General features: G+C 47.9%; 14 protein-coding genes. 9 read left to right on the top strand and 5 right to left on the bottom strand.

Annotated elements, in window-relative coordinates; translation table 11 throughout:
* Positions 1 to 75: 75 nt before the first annotated feature.
* From P400_RS0102075 to P400_RS0102065, 3 genes are all read right to left on the bottom strand, one after another.
* The gene (locus P400_RS0102075; RefSeq protein ID WP_026824661.1) at positions 76 to 2,085 is read right to left on the bottom strand and encodes a catalase; all 2,010 of its coding nucleotides are present in this window, start codon (positions 2,083 to 2,085) and stop codon (positions 76 to 78) included.
* A gap of 132 nt (positions 2,086 to 2,217) precedes the next feature.
* Positions 2,218 to 2,871: a hypothetical protein gene (locus tag P400_RS0102070; RefSeq protein WP_026824660.1), complete on the bottom strand. Its 654-nt coding sequence runs from the start codon at positions 2,869 to 2,871 to the stop codon at positions 2,218 to 2,220.
* Between the two features lie 47 nt (positions 2,872 to 2,918).
* Positions 2,919 to 4,121 carry an NAD(P)/FAD-dependent oxidoreductase gene (locus P400_RS0102065; protein WP_026824659.1) on the bottom strand — a complete coding sequence of 401 codons (1,203 nt, stop codon included), beginning with the start codon at positions 4,119 to 4,121 and terminating at the stop codon, positions 2,919 to 2,921.
* A gap of 275 nt (positions 4,122 to 4,396) precedes the next feature.
* Here P400_RS0102065 and P400_RS0102060 point away from each other — a divergent pair, with 275 nt between their 5' ends.
* The 6 genes from P400_RS0102060 to P400_RS0102035 all read left to right on the top strand — a co-directional run bounded on the left by P400_RS0102060 (position 4,397) and on the right by P400_RS0102035 (position 9,511).
* Positions 4,397 to 5,158: an alpha/beta hydrolase gene (locus P400_RS0102060; RefSeq protein ID WP_026824658.1), complete on the top strand. Its 762-nt coding sequence runs from the start codon at positions 4,397 to 4,399 to the stop codon at positions 5,156 to 5,158.
* Positions 5,159 to 5,290: 132 nt separating this feature from the next.
* The gene (locus P400_RS0102055) at positions 5,291 to 6,946 is read left to right on the top strand and encodes a glycoside hydrolase family 13 protein (protein WP_026824657.1); all 1,656 of its coding nucleotides are present in this window, start codon (positions 5,291 to 5,293) and stop codon (positions 6,944 to 6,946) included.
* A 54-nt stretch (positions 6,947 to 7,000) separates the two neighbouring features.
* A complete protein-coding gene (locus P400_RS0102050) occupies positions 7,001 to 7,339 on the top strand; it encodes a hypothetical protein (RefSeq protein ID WP_026824656.1) in 339 nt (112 codons plus the stop codon).
* A gap of 57 nt (positions 7,340 to 7,396) precedes the next feature.
* Entirely contained in the window at positions 7,397 to 7,600 is a 204-nt protein-coding gene (locus P400_RS0102045; protein ID WP_015880320.1) for a YwbE family protein, read from the top strand.
* A gap of 1 nt (position 7,601) precedes the next feature.
* Positions 7,602 to 7,769: a hypothetical protein gene (locus tag P400_RS15690; RefSeq protein WP_015880321.1), complete on the top strand. Its 168-nt coding sequence runs from the start codon at positions 7,602 to 7,604 to the stop codon at positions 7,767 to 7,769.
* A 269-nt stretch (positions 7,770 to 8,038) separates the two neighbouring features.
* Positions 8,039 to 9,511 (top strand): alanine/glycine:cation symporter family protein, encoded by a 1,473-nt coding sequence (locus P400_RS0102035; RefSeq protein ID WP_026824655.1) that lies wholly within the window; start codon positions 8,039 to 8,041, stop codon positions 9,509 to 9,511.
* A gap of 48 nt (positions 9,512 to 9,559) precedes the next feature.
* On the opposite strand, the gene P400_RS0102030 is transcribed toward P400_RS0102035, so the two are convergent.
* Both P400_RS0102030 and P400_RS0102025 read right to left on the bottom strand, forming a co-directional pair.
* Positions 9,560 to 10,360, bottom strand: coding sequence for a formate/nitrite transporter family protein (locus tag P400_RS0102030; RefSeq protein ID WP_026824654.1), 801 nt, complete (start codon positions 10,358 to 10,360; stop codon positions 9,560 to 9,562).
* A gap of 93 nt (positions 10,361 to 10,453) precedes the next feature.
* The gene (locus tag P400_RS0102025; RefSeq protein ID WP_026824653.1) at positions 10,454 to 10,843 is read right to left on the bottom strand and encodes a VOC family protein; all 390 of its coding nucleotides are present in this window, start codon (positions 10,841 to 10,843) and stop codon (positions 10,454 to 10,456) included.
* Positions 10,844 to 10,922: 79 nt separating this feature from the next.
* On the opposite strand from P400_RS0102025, the gene P400_RS0102020 reads away from it, so the two are divergent.
* From P400_RS0102020 to P400_RS0102010, 3 genes are read left to right on the top strand one after another with little or no spacing between them, the layout of a single operon-like run.
* Entirely contained in the window at positions 10,923 to 12,041 is a 1,119-nt protein-coding gene (locus P400_RS0102020; RefSeq protein WP_026824652.1) for a GTPase, read from the top strand.
* Positions 12,042 to 12,055: 14 nt separating this feature from the next.
* Positions 12,056 to 13,198: a YcjF family protein gene (locus tag P400_RS0102015; protein ID WP_026824651.1), complete on the top strand. Its 1,143-nt coding sequence runs from the start codon at positions 12,056 to 12,058 to the stop codon at positions 13,196 to 13,198.
* Between the two features lie 48 nt (positions 13,199 to 13,246).
* On the top strand, positions 13,247 to 14,209 hold the full coding sequence (locus P400_RS0102010; protein WP_026824650.1) for a 2-hydroxyacid dehydrogenase: 963 nt from the start codon (positions 13,247 to 13,249) through the stop codon (positions 14,207 to 14,209).
* The last annotated feature ends 227 nt before the right edge of the window (positions 14,210 to 14,436 follow it).

Genomic DNA, 14,436 nt, shown 5'->3' with positions numbered 1-14,436 from the left:
ATGATGCACTACATGCACTGAATGACAGACATGAAAAAAACTCGACCGGGAATCGAGTCGAGTAAAGTAAAGTCGTTAGGCACGGTCCCAGAAACGGGCTGTCGCAATCCCATCGATGAACGCATCGAATCCATCGAGGTTGTGCTCGTCAAACGTGAAGACGCCAGGCTGGTCTGTCTTCACGCGACATGTGGCGAGTGCCTCTTTGTGATGCACGTGCAAGGCGAGCGGCTTATAGTGCTTATACGTGTTCTCGATAAACTCGAGGACATCATCTTCGACCGAGGTTGCGGCGCTCACTAAGAAAGCGGCATCGAAGAGACTCGCGTCGACTGTGTCATACGTCTCTTTTACTTTCAAATCACCGAGCATATGCGCTTTTTTTCCGACGAGGCTATAGTTGACATTGTGGTCGGCGAGCGTCTGCACCCATTGTTTCACCTGATTCGCGTCCACGTCACCGGCGAGGAGGAGGGCGACACTCTTCGTGTCCGGTTTTTTAATCGTGTTGGCCATCGAGAGGGCAGGGGAGCTCTTATCTGACTGGACCTCATTATTCTCTTCTGGCACTTGTACCCCTAAATTGTCCGCGACGACTTCGGCGAGGTGACGATCGATCCGATTCAATAAATCGACGGCGTTTTCTTTCACCATGTCGGACTCACATTTTCCGAGCTCAAAACTACAGGCGTCTTGAATATGTTGCTTCTCGACATCGGTCATGCTGTTGTAGAAGAGCTTCGCCTGTGAATAGAAATCAAGGAAGCTGTCGCTACGGCCGCGAATCTTATGCCCGTCCACCTTCTCTTGATAATGCTCGAAACCACCTTGGTCGGCCGGTACGGGTTCCGGCTGGTTGTTGTTGAGCGCATTTTTGTGATAGCTCGTCTGACCTTTATGGACGGCCATTTGATGCATCCCGTCCCGCTGGTTGTTGTGGAACGGACAAACGGGCTTGTTGATTGGGATCTGGTGGAAGTTTGGTCCGCCAAGACGTGAAAGCTGCGTGTCCGTATACGAGAACAGACGACCTTGTAAGAGCGGATCGTTCGAGAAGTCGATTCCTGGGACGAGATGACCCGGGTGGAAGGCGACTTGCTCAGTTTCCGCGAAGAAGTTGTCGACGTTTCGATTGAGTGTCATTTTCCCGACAAGTTTCACTGGAATCTCTTCTTCCGGCCACAGTTTGGTCGGGTCTAAGATGTCGAAGTCGTAGTTGAACTCGTCTTCTTCCGGGATGAGTTGCAGACCGAGCTCCCATTCCGGATAGTCACCTTTATTGATGGCTTCATACAAGTCGACACGGTGGAAGTCAGCGTTTTTCCCGACTGCCTTTTGGGCTTCGTCCCATACTTGTGAATGCACCCCGAGCTTTGGCTTCCAATGAAACTTGACGAAGTGCGCCTTTCCTTCCGCATTTACGAGACGGAACGTATGGACCCCGAACCCTTCCATCATGCGTAGACTACGTGGAATGCCCCGGTCACTCATCGCCCACATGACCATATGAGCCGTTTCATGGTTTTGTCCGACGAAATCCCAGAACGTATCGTGCGCGCTTCCCCCTTGCGGCACTTCCGTATGGGGTTCAGGTTTCACGGCATGGACGAGGTCAGGGAACTTGATGGCATCTTGAATAAAGAAGACCGGAATGTTGTTTCCGACTAAATCATAGTTCCCTTCGTCTGTGTAGAACTTCGTCGCAAATCCTCGAACGTCACGTACCGTATCGGCAGACCCACGTGAACCTTGGACGGTCGAGAAACGGACGAATACGGGCGTCGTCTTGGAAGGGTCGTTCAAAAAGTTCGCTTTTGTGAACTCGGCGAGCGGTTCATACACCTGGAACTCCCCGTGAGCCCCGACACCACGCGCATGGACGATGCGCTCCGGAATCCGCTCATGGTCGAAGTGAGTCATCTTTTCGCGGAAATGGAAATCCTCGATCAATGTCGGACCACGGCGTCCTGCTTTCAGCGAGAATTCGTCTTCCGCCATCTTCAACCCTTGATTTGTCGTCAAGCCAGCTTGTTGTTCGTTATCAATCGTATGTTGTTTTAACTGCTCTTCTTTCTTGTTCCCCATGTGATTGCCTCCCTTAAGTATGACTGACCGTCGTAAGTCACGATTTGACCTACTATATCGGTGTTCCCTAACCTAAAATAAAAAAATCCCTCTTTTTCAAAAAAGAGAGATTTCACACAAAGTTAAGGTTATTCATAATGCGGCCCATACATGTTGTTTCAATACGATTTGTTGCACCACTTTAGGGTCGAGTTCGTATTCCGTGGCAATGACACGCGTCACTTTCGCTTTCGCATCGGGGTCATCAGGATTCTGCTCCGTATACTGGTCTTGCCATGACCTCCAAATCTGTATCTCTTTGTCGGTCAATTTGGTCGTCCATTCTTTTTCCCGAAGTTGCCAGCCGAATATCATGTCGTCTATTTGACCGGGTTTCACCCAATCGGCAAGCGCGTAATCACCTTCCGGAGCGAATACGGCTTCACCGAGTGGGGGTTCCGTCCCGATATACGCGGCATCATCATAAAATCGTAGCAAGGCGGCCTGAAACTGATCAGACTGTTGTACGTCATCGATGACGTCATGACTGATTGATTGAAGCTCATCCGTACTCCGTTCCCCATGTACCACGACATCATATTCATATCGAGTGACGCCGTCTTCTTCAATGGGTGTACGTTCTTCAATCGTGTATATTTCCTCGGAAATAGAGGCTTGTTCAGACTTCAATTCTGTGGTGGGTGTCGACTCCTGCGGCCAGAACCAGACGGCCAAGCCGAGCGGGACGAGAAACACGGCGAGACGCCGGAGTTGATATACCCAATTTGCTTTTCTTTTTTTCTTCAACCAAAAAACACTCCTTCAATATGTAACAATCCCCGAGATGTCGGGGATTATGTTCGATCTAGACGAACGAGGTCCGCATCGGGATGCGACTGACCGCGAACGAGGGCACTTAAAATACGAGAGCCGAGCATGCTGTACACCGTCCCATTTCCCCCATATCCAAGTAAGTAAAACAAGTTCGGTTGATTCGGGTGCTCTCCGATGAACGGGAGTTGGTCCACTGATTCTCCGAACAAGGCGACCCAGGCATAATCGATTTCAAGGTCATACATCGGGAAGAGATCGGCTATTTTTTCTTTCACCCGTTCTGCCCGATCATTCATGAGCGTCTCGTCGTGAGGCGTCTCTGCTTTGTCTTCGTCGAGTCCACCTGCGATAATCCGACCATCGGGAGTCGTACGTAAATAGAGATACGGGCGTTTCGTCTCCCAAATGAGGGCACGTCCTTCCCATTCACTGAACTCAGCGATCGGATTCGTGGCGATGGCGTATGACCGATTCAAATCGATCCGATGGGAATCGAGTAGGGGGGCAGGCCCATAACCCGTCGCAAAAATGACTTTATTTGCTTTGAATGTCCCGTTTGAAGTGAAAACGACCCATCCGTCACCGTCGGACACGACCTCATCCACCGACGTTTCTTCAAAAATCGGGACTTGTTGTTTTGATAAATGGCGGATGATTTGACGGCTTAGCGTGAGCGGATTGACCTCGGCATCGCCTTTCGTGATGAGGGCCGCCGGTTTTTCGAATGGGAAGCGTTCGCGTAGTGCCTCACGATCCAACCATTCCACGTCAAAACCGTGTTTTGACAGCATCTCATACTCACGTTTCAATTTGGCAACATCGGTCTCATCACTCGCAAAACAAAGACTGTCCCGTCGAATATATATATCGGATGCATCGACATCTTTTGCCACCTGGTCGAGCGATTCGACCGCATCGAGACACAATTGATAAAAGCGTACCGCTGCCGCCTCTCCAATTTTTTCTGCGAGTTCATGTAACATGATGTCATTTGAATATTGAATTAACCCGGTATTTGCTGATGTGCTTCCTGTCCCGACTTTGCGCGCATCAATAACCGCAAAATCGACACCGTCCTGTTGTAGCGTATAGGCCGTCAATGTCCCGGACATGCCAGCTCCAATGACGAGCACGTCGTAGCGTTCCTTTTTTTCAGGTTGTTGCAATACGACGTTATCTGACTCAGTTGTTGGCCAATACAGTTCTCCGTTATACAGTTCCATAATTTCTCCTCCACGATTCAGCATCTTCCTTTTTATCCCCGCTTCAGAAAAGGCAAAACCTAAAAAAACCGCAGACAATGTGTCATTACTCTAATCATTTATAGATTTCTACGTTCAATTTATTCAAGTGAAAATGGAATTGCCGATAGCCACTATGCTTGACTGACGACAAAGTGAGTATAGCCTGAAGAACTTGACGATTACATCGATAACTTTTACAATTCTCTAATACAAATTAATTATATCGGTTAAGTGAGAATTATAAGGAGGAAGTAATGGAAGTAATCAACTACTCAGTCATTCCTGGAGCAGGCGCATTTTATTATGAAGGAAACGAGATTGGAATTTTGCTTTGTCACGGCTTTAATGGGACGCCTCAAAGTGTACAAGATGTCGGAATTGAACTGATGAAGCAAGGGTTTACTGTTTACGCACCACGTTTGAAAGGGCATGGGACAGACCCGGAAGACTTTCGATGTTCGACATATCGATGTTGGTATCAGAGTGTGATCGAAGGAATTGAAAGGTTACGCGAGTCGTGTCAGACTGTCGTTGTCGTCGGTCAGTCAATGGGTGGAACACTAGCACTCAAAGCAGCTCTCGAAGGAAAAGCAGACGCAATCGTGACAATCAATGCCGCACTGTCCGTACCTGGATATGCGTGTCATGCGTCTGATACCGAGTGTCGATTCATCGATGAGGACGCTCCGGATATCTTGGCAGAAGATGTGTATGAGATCGTCTATGACCGCGTTCCGACAAGGGCAATCCGGGAATTACTTTCATTGATCGATGAGGTGAGACCACACGTCGGATCGGTGGATGTGCCGACATATGTCATTCATTCAGCTGTCGACAATGTCGTTCCGCCAGCTGACTCCATCTGGTTGTTTGATCAGCTGCAAGGTAAAAAGGAATATGCAGTACTTCCAAACTCGTATCACGTCGCGACGATGGACCATGATTGGAAGCATTTGTCGAAGCTGATTACGACTTTCTGTGAACAGGTGGGGGCGCATCATCAAAATGCAGTGTAAAAACTGCATTTTTTTATGGACTGATTCTTTGCAAACGCTTGCACTATTGCTATGGTAGATGTGAATCATACCTTATTGTAGGAGGCACGGTGCCGTATGGAGACGTTGTTCAGCCAAACGAAACAAACAAAAATAAGTCGTGTATGGTGGAAAGAGGCGATTGCCTATCAAATCTATCCACGAAGTTTCAAAGATTCGAACGGGGATGGGATTGGAGACCTTCGTGGAATCATTGAAAAGCTTGATTACTTAGAAGACCTTGGGATTGATGTCATCTGGATTTGTCCGATGTATAAATCGCCGAACGATGACAACGGATACGATATTAGTGATTACCAAGATATTATGGAAGAGTTCGGGACGATGGAAGATTTCGACGCCTTGCTAAAGGCTGTACATGCGCGTGGGATGAAGCTGTTGCTCGATCTCGTCGTCAACCATACGTCGGACGAACATCCATGGTTCCTAGAGTCGAAAAGTTCGAAAGACAATCCGAAACGGGATTGGTACATTTGGCGAGATGGTAAAGAAGGTGCACCACCGAGCAACTGGGCGAGTATCTTTGGCGGCTCTGCCTGGGAATACGATACAGAGACTGATCAATATTACTTACACGTCTTCTCGAAGAAGCAACCTGATTTGAACTGGGAGAATCGTGAAGTACGAACGGCTGTTTACGATATGATCAATTGGTGGCTCGATAAAGGCGTCGACGGATTCCGTGTCGATGCAATCAGTCACATTAAAAAGATGCCGACGGGGACGATGCTTCCATCTCCGGACGGCAAACCGGTCGTCACGGCGTTCTCGATGTATTCGAATATCGATGGAATCCATGACTACCTTCAAGAGATGAAGCGGGAGACTTTCTCGAAATACGATATTATGACCGTTGGTGAAACGAACGGGATTGAACCGGAAGCAGCGGATCTTTGGATGGGACCGGAAAATGGCGCGATGAATATGGCGTTTCATTTTGACCATGTCGATATTATGCGACGGTCACGTCTTGCCCCGCTCGATGTCGTCGAGTTGAAACGAATCTTTGATAAATGGCAACAAGGTTTACTCGAAACCGGTTGGAACGCACTATACATTGAAAATCATGATATGGTGCGAGCGGTCTCGCTCGTTGGGGATGAGCAACATTACTGGCGTGAGAGTGCCACGGCTCTTGGGATGATGTATTTCTTTATGCACGGCACACCATTCATCTATCAAGGACAAGAGATTGGGATGAAGAACGTGCCCCTCCCGTCCATTCATGACTATGATGATGTCGCGACAAAAAATGAGTATTTCGAACGGATTGCGAACGGGATGAGTGAAATCGATTCGATGCAACAAGTATGGGGGACCTCACGTGACAACGTGCGAACGCCGATTCAATGGGATGCGTCGCCTCATGCTGGTTTCTCGACGAAAACACCATGGATGCCGATTCATGAAGAGTATGAGACGCTTAACGTCGAGGCGCAGCAACACGATCAACACTCAATCCTATCATTCTACAAGGAGATGATTCGACTTCGCCGAGCCGAAGAGACGTTTACGTATGGTCGTTATCGTGACGTCTTGCCAGAGCACAAGCAAGCCTTCGTCTATGAACGTTCATTTGAGAACAATCGATTTTTCGTGGTCGTCAACTTGACTGCCAACCCGGCAGAAGTGACAATTCCAGAAATAGCGGGCGCTACGCTCGTCATGACGAATGAAATTGATCCGGAGACGATTGAGACCGAGACATTTATGTTGCGACCATTCGCAGCCCGTCTATATCGTTTATGATAGAGAGGTACCTTCTGAGGAGGGTACCTCTATTGAATGTGAGGTGAGATGAGGATGCATACGATTGAATTTTCAAATGGGAACGAGGTAGCACGAGTCGTCATCATAAGCGCGAGCCGCGAACTAGTAAACTTGATGATGGATGAGCAACGTGTTGTAACCACTGTGACAACGTATCTCGATTTTGGAGAGGCGTTCGCCTCGGCCTTCCATTCCCTTCAAGGAACGGCGACGCTCCATGATATCGATGGAAATACGATCATCAACGTCATCTTTTCGCATCGAGGAGTCAGCTTGCAATTCCATCATCCGCTTCCCGAGAAGACACTACAGACCGATCAAAGTTACGTGACGGATGCGATGCGACAAATCGGTATATGGGATAGACTGTGACAAATACGGGAAAAGAGCATATGATAGAGATTGACTAAATGGAAAGGGGTGTCGGGTATGGATGGAACGAAACGTGCTGACATTCGCCCAGGGCTCCATGTCCAAATCGTTTTGAAACAAGATCAACGAAGCGGAAAGCTGACGAAAGGCGTCGTTCAGGATATATTGACGAACTCGCCACGTCATCCGCACGGAATCAAAGTGCGTTTGAGCGATGGACAGGTCGGTCGTGTGAAAGTGATCGAAGCTGGAGGTGAGTAAGATGAGTGAGAAAAAATTATCTTTTCAAGAGGCGATGAAACAAAAGCTAGCAGAAAAGAAACAGAACCAGACAAAGGTTCCGACAGGTTTACATGGTACGAAACAAAAACCATTAACGAGTCAATTGACGAAAAAACCAAATAACCAGAAGAAACGTACTGGTATTTAAGACGACAGCTACTCGAAAAGAGTGGCTGTTTTTTTTGAATATTCGTTTCATGGTCATCAAAAACAATCATGATTTAATATTTCTAAACATTATTATTGTAAGCGCTTTAAATGAGTTTGTATAAGGAATCATGATTCATTGATGTGAAAAAACAGTGAAGTAACCTATAAAAAAATTGTTGATAATTTTCAGAATCTTTGTATAATTCAGAACTAAGACATCATAAAAAATCTCAACTTCAGATTCACACAACAGGGAGGAACTTATTCATGGAAGCGATTCAAGGTTTGCTACAAGGAAGCGTCGACTTTTTGAACAACATCTTATGGTCGTACGTATTGATCGCCGTACTCGTTGGAGCCGGGATTTATTTCACAGTCAAAACACGATTTATGCAGTTCCGGTACTTAAAAGAAATGTTCCGTGCGGTCACGGATAAGTCGGACGTGACACCATCAAAAGATGGCAAGAGTATCACACCAATGAAATCATTTTTTATCGGTGCTGCGACTCGAATCGGTACAGGTAACCTTGCAGGGGTCACGGTAGCCGTCACACTCGGTGGACCGGGAGCGGTCTTCTGGATGTGGATCGTCGCCCTTCTCGGTGGCACCACAGCCATGATTGAAAGTACATTGGCTCAAGTATACAAAGTGAAAGACGATGTCGCTTATCGCGGTGGCCCAGCGTACTACATCGAAAAAGGTTTGAATAACCGTGCACTAGGAATCGTATTTGCGGTTCTCATCGCCGTCACATTTGGCCTCATCTTCAACTCTGTTCAATCGAACACGATCGCTGCAGCATTCGATAACGCATTCGGTGTCGATGCAGTCATCGGTGGAGCAATCTTGGTTGTTCTTACTGGTCTCGTCATCTTCGGTGGAGTACAACGTGTCGCTAACTTCTCGGCAATCGTCGTACCGGTCATGGCCGTGTTGTACCTTGTAATCGCGCTCTACGTTGTTGTTGTCAACTTTGCTGAACTCCCAGCCGTCTTCGCGATGATCTTCCAAAGTGCATTCGGTTTAGACGAAGCAGTCGGCGGTTCAATCGGTGCCGCGATTTCTATGGGTGTTCGTCGTGGACTCTTCTCGAACGAAGCTGGTATGGGTTCTGCACCGAACGCTGCAGCAGCAGCTGAAGTATCACACCCTGCGAAGCAAGGTTTCCTTCAATCACTCGGTGTATTCTTGGATACGTTGATTGTTTGTACAGCAACTGCAGCCATCATTCTTCTCTCAGATAGCTACGCTTCAGGGAATGGTGAAGGGATTGTCCTCCTTCAAAATGCTTTGACTGAACAAATCGGAGCACTCGCCCCGGCATTTATCGCCATCAGTGTCTTCTTGTTCGCATTCAGCTCGATTGCAGGAAGCTACTACTACGGTGAAACGAACATCGAATTCATCAAGAAGAGTAAAGGTGCAGTCCTTGGATTCCGTCTTGCGACAATGGCATTCGTCTTCATCGGAGCGGTTGCGAGCCTCGGATTCGTTTGGAGCCTCGCTGATCTCTTCATGGCAGGAATGACATTGATCAACATCACAGCCATCACATTGCTTGGTGGTGTTGCCTTCAAAGTTCTTAAAGACTACGAAGAGCAACGTGCTCAAGGTCTCAACCCACGCTTCTCAGCTCGTAAACTCGGTATCGAAAACACAGAGTGCTGGGACGTCGAAGAAGACGAGGTGGCACAAGGTTCTGTTCAAACAGCCGCTGCTGACGCTTCAAAATCATAATGCATCACGCAACAAACAGGGACCCTGCTAATTGGGGTCCCTGTCTTTTTATGCACGTTGACGGATTGGCTTGACGGCTTGTTCCATTTCAGTTTTATTTAAATACAAGTAACTTCCGGCCACGAACAACGCACCCCCGACAATGTTACCGAGTGTGGCGAAGAATAGATTGTAAAGGGCGCCACTGAAGTTGATGAGTTCTGACGGCACATAGTGAAGCGCAAGTGCGAAGACACCCATGTTCGCAATCGAGTGTTCGAACCCGGCAGCAAAAAATACGACGACTGGAATCATCGTTAGCATGATTTTTGCGACGTCGTTATTTGTTTTTAGTGGCATAAAGATAGCCAGACAAACGAGAATGTTACACAAAATCCCTTTTAGGAAAATCGCAAGGGCATCTCCGCCGATTTTTTTCGCCGCAACGACAGCGAGCAAATGATCACCCGTTACCTCGCCCATACTGTGAGCTCCGATGACGAGAAGAGATAAAATGACGGCGCCAATCAAGTTGCCGATCCAACTGATTCCCCATATTTTCGCTAAGTCTAACCAAGCGACACGTCCCCGTTTTGCCCCGGTGTAGAGATACATCGTATTACTCGTAAATAGTTCTCCACCCATCCAAACGATGAAGACGAGTGCCACCGAGAAACTAGCACCGGCAATGAGCATCGTTCCGGGGACATCGATGAACATGTTTCCGACTGTGAATGAGAAGACAACTCCAATGCCAATTAAAAAGCCGGCGATAATCGACCGTAACACATATTTAGAAAATGAATGCTGAAGCAACGATGATTTTTTAAATGCGGCTTCTTCCATATAATCGATGACTTGCTTTTCCATAAGAAGACCTCCTTTAGACCCTTTCAGTCTAGGAGGTCGACGTATAGTTTGCAATTGTTTTCACAAACTTTCAAGAAGTTCTCACGAAACCGTTCACATCGTTGCCACGAGTTCAACTTTGATACGATCTGGGTCTTCGAAAAACAGTGCTGTATAGTCTGGGCCACCCGCATGGGGAAAGCGGTCTCCGTAAAGCTCTTGGAAGCCGTGTGACGTCAGCTGTTGACGAATATCTTCTAGTTGTGTGAGCGAGGTGGCATGAAACGCCAAATGATTGAGACCGGTCTTTTTTCGGTGATAGGACGGAGTGAGATGGTCTTCTTCCGTCTGTACGAATACGAGATATGTATCGCCGAAACGATAGCTTCGACCTTCCGGCCATGATTGATAGAGCGTGTATCCGAGTTGGTCACATAGAAGCCATTCCCAAGCACGTACACTTTCATTTAGGTTGGATACGTACAGTTCGACATGGTGAAGCATGAGAATCATCCTTTCGATGGACGTTTGAAATCGGTCCGTTCGGTATAATTGAACTATACAACGTATGGGGAGGTAGCGTATGGATCGGACAGGGCTCGTCTCGAATATTTTGATTGCCGGAAAGACCGGCGTTGGAAAGAGTGCGTTCATTAACTATATATACGGACACGACGTCGCTGAATCTAGGGCCGGAAGTCCGGTCACCTCAGAAGGACTTCATGAGTACGAGTATTACGACTTAGAGCGGGGCATCTTGTTTCGGTTCTTTGATACATGGGGGCTTGAGGCAGACCGTTCCGAGGAGTGGCACCAAGCAATATTATCTATCGTCCATGAGCGCGAAGGGGCGCTCGATATCGCAGAGTGGTTTCATACGATTTACTACTTGCTGTCGGTACAGTCGGGACGAGTCGAGGCATACGAGCTCGAGTCGATTTTAAAACCGCTATATGCACGAGGTAGCAACGTCACTCTCATTTTAACCAACTTCAATGAAGAAGATCCGATGAGTGTACAGAAAGCCTCGGCGATGGAACAAGTGTTGTTGCGTGAACTTCCGATTGAAGAAGAGAACATCATCCGGGTAAACAGTGTCGAGAAAACGTTACTGACGGGAAAGCGCATCCCGGTGAACGGATATGAAGAGGTGTGGAAGCGTAATCGGACGAACCTTTGGAGAGACATCGAACGAAAGCTTCCAATCAATCTAACGAATCATCTGGTGGAAGAGTTAGAGGATTGGCGAATACGCAGCATCACTTCGGCGGAAAAAATTCGCATGCTGACGCCACAAGCGATGATCAGCTGGAAAGCGCGTAACATCGAGAAAGACTTAGAAAAAACGCTCGAACAGGCTGCCCTGACAACGGAAGATGCGATGGCAGAAGGGGTACGTCATTACATCCAACTCATGCAACGGTACCCGTTAGTCGGTGAACAGGCAAATCAACTATTCAAGACAAGGCGAGTCGAACTCGGATTTGACTATTCGTTCGGAAAGACGGTGCGAAAGATGGTCCTCGGTATGGTTCCTGGAGTGCACTTCATTTACTGGGCATTCAAGCGTCGAACGGCAGAACGAGGCATTAAAAAAGCCATCGAGCAGCAATACGCATCCGTCAGACAAACGATTGAAGAAGAGATTCGACGTGGTTTTGAGCGCGAGATGCGCCAGCTGGGACAAACGCTTAACTCATAAAGGGGGAAATGAGAATGGAATCGACGAAGCGGTTTGATTTTAAGGATTATGATTTAAAGGCAGAACTTGAACGACTGCGTGGGAATGTGAAAAAACCAAATATCCTCATTGCTGGAGCGACGGGAGCGGGAAAGAGTTCGGTCGTGAACTATGTGTTTGGACGTGATTTGACGAAAGTGGCTGCCGGAGAACCGGTTACAAGAGGGATTCATCAATATAAAAATGATGACATTGCGGTCACCTTGTTTGACAGCGAAGGGTATGAAATCGGAAGTGCGCGACAGCAACATTACGAGGAAGAAGTCATCGGTTTTGTGGAGAATAATAGACGAAAGGAAGCGTCTGATCGAATTCATCTCGTGTGGTATACCATCAACGCCGCAACGAAGCGCGTCACACCTCTCGATAAAACGCTCATTCGTCGCCTAAGTGAATCAACGGCTGTGGCTGTCTTATTTACTCAAATTGATCAAGTAGACCTGGATGAACTGACAGCACTACGAAATGAACTGAATGGAATAGTAGTAGAGGAATCCATCTTCCAAGTGAGTATCGCCCGAGAAATCATAAACAACGAAGCGTTGCGACAACATGTAGATTGGGAGCGATTGATTGTTTGGTCGGTCGAACAGTTAGATGCATCCTTGCAGGAAGGACTCCTGATGGAAATTCAGGCAGAAAGTGAGGCGATGCTTAAGCTAAAGCGTAAAAAGGCGAATCGCATCATTTCAGGTTATGTGGCGAGCGCGGGAACAGCTGCTGCAGTACCACTCCCATTTGCAGATGCGGTGGCGTTGACACCTATCCAGGTGACAATGAGCGTTCATTTATTCCGCTATTGGGGTGTGAAAGCAAGTGACGATTTACTGAAGACACTCATCGGAAGCACAATCATTCCACAAATCGGTCGAACGTTATCGAAGACTCTTCTGTTAAATGTAATGAAATTTTTTCCTGGGGCGAATATGGCGGCCGGCGTCATTAACGCGACCGTCGCATCAGGCATCACATGGGCAATTGGTCTGGCCATCAATGAAATCGCTTATCGAAACGCAATGGATTCTTCGAAAACGATTGAGCAGTTGTTGAATCAAGAGTTCGGCTCACTGTTCGAACAGTTCTTGAAACAAAATCCGAAGACGGATAAACCGTCATAACGACTCTCATTTGTTAGACTACAAGTAAGTGTAGAGAGGGGGAGAAAGTTGAAAAAACGAATCTATATTACACGCCGATTGCCTGAAGAGGCAGTCGAAACACTTCGTGACCACTATGACGTACGCATGTGGGAACATGAGGGACAAAGTGTCCCACGTGAAGTTCTTCTAAAAGAAGCCGCCGCGGCACATGCACTTTGGACGATGCTTAGTGACACAATTGATCGTGAAGTGTTTGAAACAGCAAACAATTTGGAAGTCGTCTCAAACTTGGCTGTAGGATATAACAATATCGACTTGAACGCAGCGAAAGAGAACGGGGTCATCGTGACGAATACTCCGGACGTCTTGACGGAAACGACAGCGGACCTGACGTTTGGACTGATGATGATGACGGCCCGACGTCTCGGTGAGGCCGAACGTGATTTACGTGCTGGCGAGTGGAAGTCTTGGCTTCCGATGGGATATGTCGGGATGGATCTCTATCAAGCGAAGCTCGGCATTATCGGCATGGGACGGATTGGTGAAGCGGTCGCACGCCGGGCGAGAGGATTTGATATGGATGTGCTCTATCACAACCGGACACGTCGTCATGAGTCAGAGTCGATGTACGGCTTCACGTATGCAGAGCTCGATGATCTGTTGGAGCAATCTGACTTCGTCATCGTTCTCGCACCGCTCACGGACGAGACACGAGGTATGCTCGGAGCTAAAGAGTTTGCCAAGATGAAAGAAACATCGATTTTCATCAATGTGGCTCGTGGAGAGATCATCGATGAACAAGCATTGTATGAAGCGTTAAAGGCGAAGAAGATTTGGGGAGCAGGGTTAGATGTGTTCACTAAAGAGCCCATCGATCTTGATCATCCATTATTGAAGCTTCCGAACGTGACAACATTGCCGCATATCGGAAGTGCCTCGATTCGGACACGTCTGGCGATGATGGCATTGAATCGAGAAGCGATTGAGAACGTGCTCGAAGGGAAAGAACCGAAGAATCGATTGACGTAAGAAAGCCTGACGCGCACGCGTCAGGCTCAGGCTGTTGACTAACATGAATAATATCGCTCGCCTTTCCGGCGCCCACGCTTTCCGCAGGCAATCCCGGAGCCGCATCGCGACTTGGGTCGCTGCTGGGTCTCCGTCGGATTGCTTTCCTGCAGGAGTCGGGGCGCCGTCGGGCGAGCAACGCAAACGGTCGTCATCTGGCGGCCGTTTGTCTTTTTCTGAGGCCTCGA

The sequence above is a fragment of the Exiguobacterium marinum DSM 16307 genome (assembly GCF_000620845.1).
Classification (GTDB): Bacteria; Bacillota; Bacilli; order Exiguobacteriales; family Exiguobacteriaceae; genus Exiguobacterium; species Exiguobacterium marinum.
Note: the sequence above shows the minus strand (reverse complement) of the source record. Positions and strands in the feature narration are given on the sequence as shown.

What these genes read in the sequence shown, in the direction of transcription:
- P400_RS0102015 (WP_026824651.1), top strand. Translation starts at nt 12,056, where the DNA reads ATGGAATCGACGAAGCGGTTTGATTTTAAGGATTATGATTTAAAGGCA.
- P400_RS0102050 (WP_026824656.1), top strand. Translation starts at nt 7,001, where the DNA reads ATGCATACGATTGAATTTTCAAATGGGAACGAGGTAGCACGAGTCGTC.
- P400_RS0102025 (WP_026824653.1), bottom strand. Translation starts at nt 10,843, where the DNA reads ATGCTTCACCATGTCGAACTGTACGTATCCAACCTAAATGAAAGTGTA.
- P400_RS0102045 (WP_015880320.1), top strand. Translation starts at nt 7,397, where the DNA reads ATGGATGGAACGAAACGTGCTGACATTCGCCCAGGGCTCCATGTCCAA.
- P400_RS0102075 (WP_026824661.1), bottom strand. Translation starts at nt 2,085, where the DNA reads ATGGGGAACAAGAAAGAAGAGCAGTTAAAACAACATACGATTGATAAC.
- P400_RS0102030 (WP_026824654.1), bottom strand. Translation starts at nt 10,360, where the DNA reads ATGGAAAAGCAAGTCATCGATTATATGGAAGAAGCCGCATTTAAAAAA.
- P400_RS0102020 (WP_026824652.1), top strand. Translation starts at nt 10,923, where the DNA reads ATGGATCGGACAGGGCTCGTCTCGAATATTTTGATTGCCGGAAAGACC.
- P400_RS0102065 (WP_026824659.1), bottom strand. Translation starts at nt 4,121, where the DNA reads ATGGAACTGTATAACGGAGAACTGTATTGGCCAACAACTGAGTCAGAT.
- P400_RS0102035 (WP_026824655.1), top strand. Translation starts at nt 8,039, where the DNA reads ATGGAAGCGATTCAAGGTTTGCTACAAGGAAGCGTCGACTTTTTGAAC.
- P400_RS15690 (WP_015880321.1), top strand. Translation starts at nt 7,602, where the DNA reads ATGAGTGAGAAAAAATTATCTTTTCAAGAGGCGATGAAACAAAAGCTA.
- P400_RS0102060 (WP_026824658.1), top strand. Translation starts at nt 4,397, where the DNA reads ATGGAAGTAATCAACTACTCAGTCATTCCTGGAGCAGGCGCATTTTAT.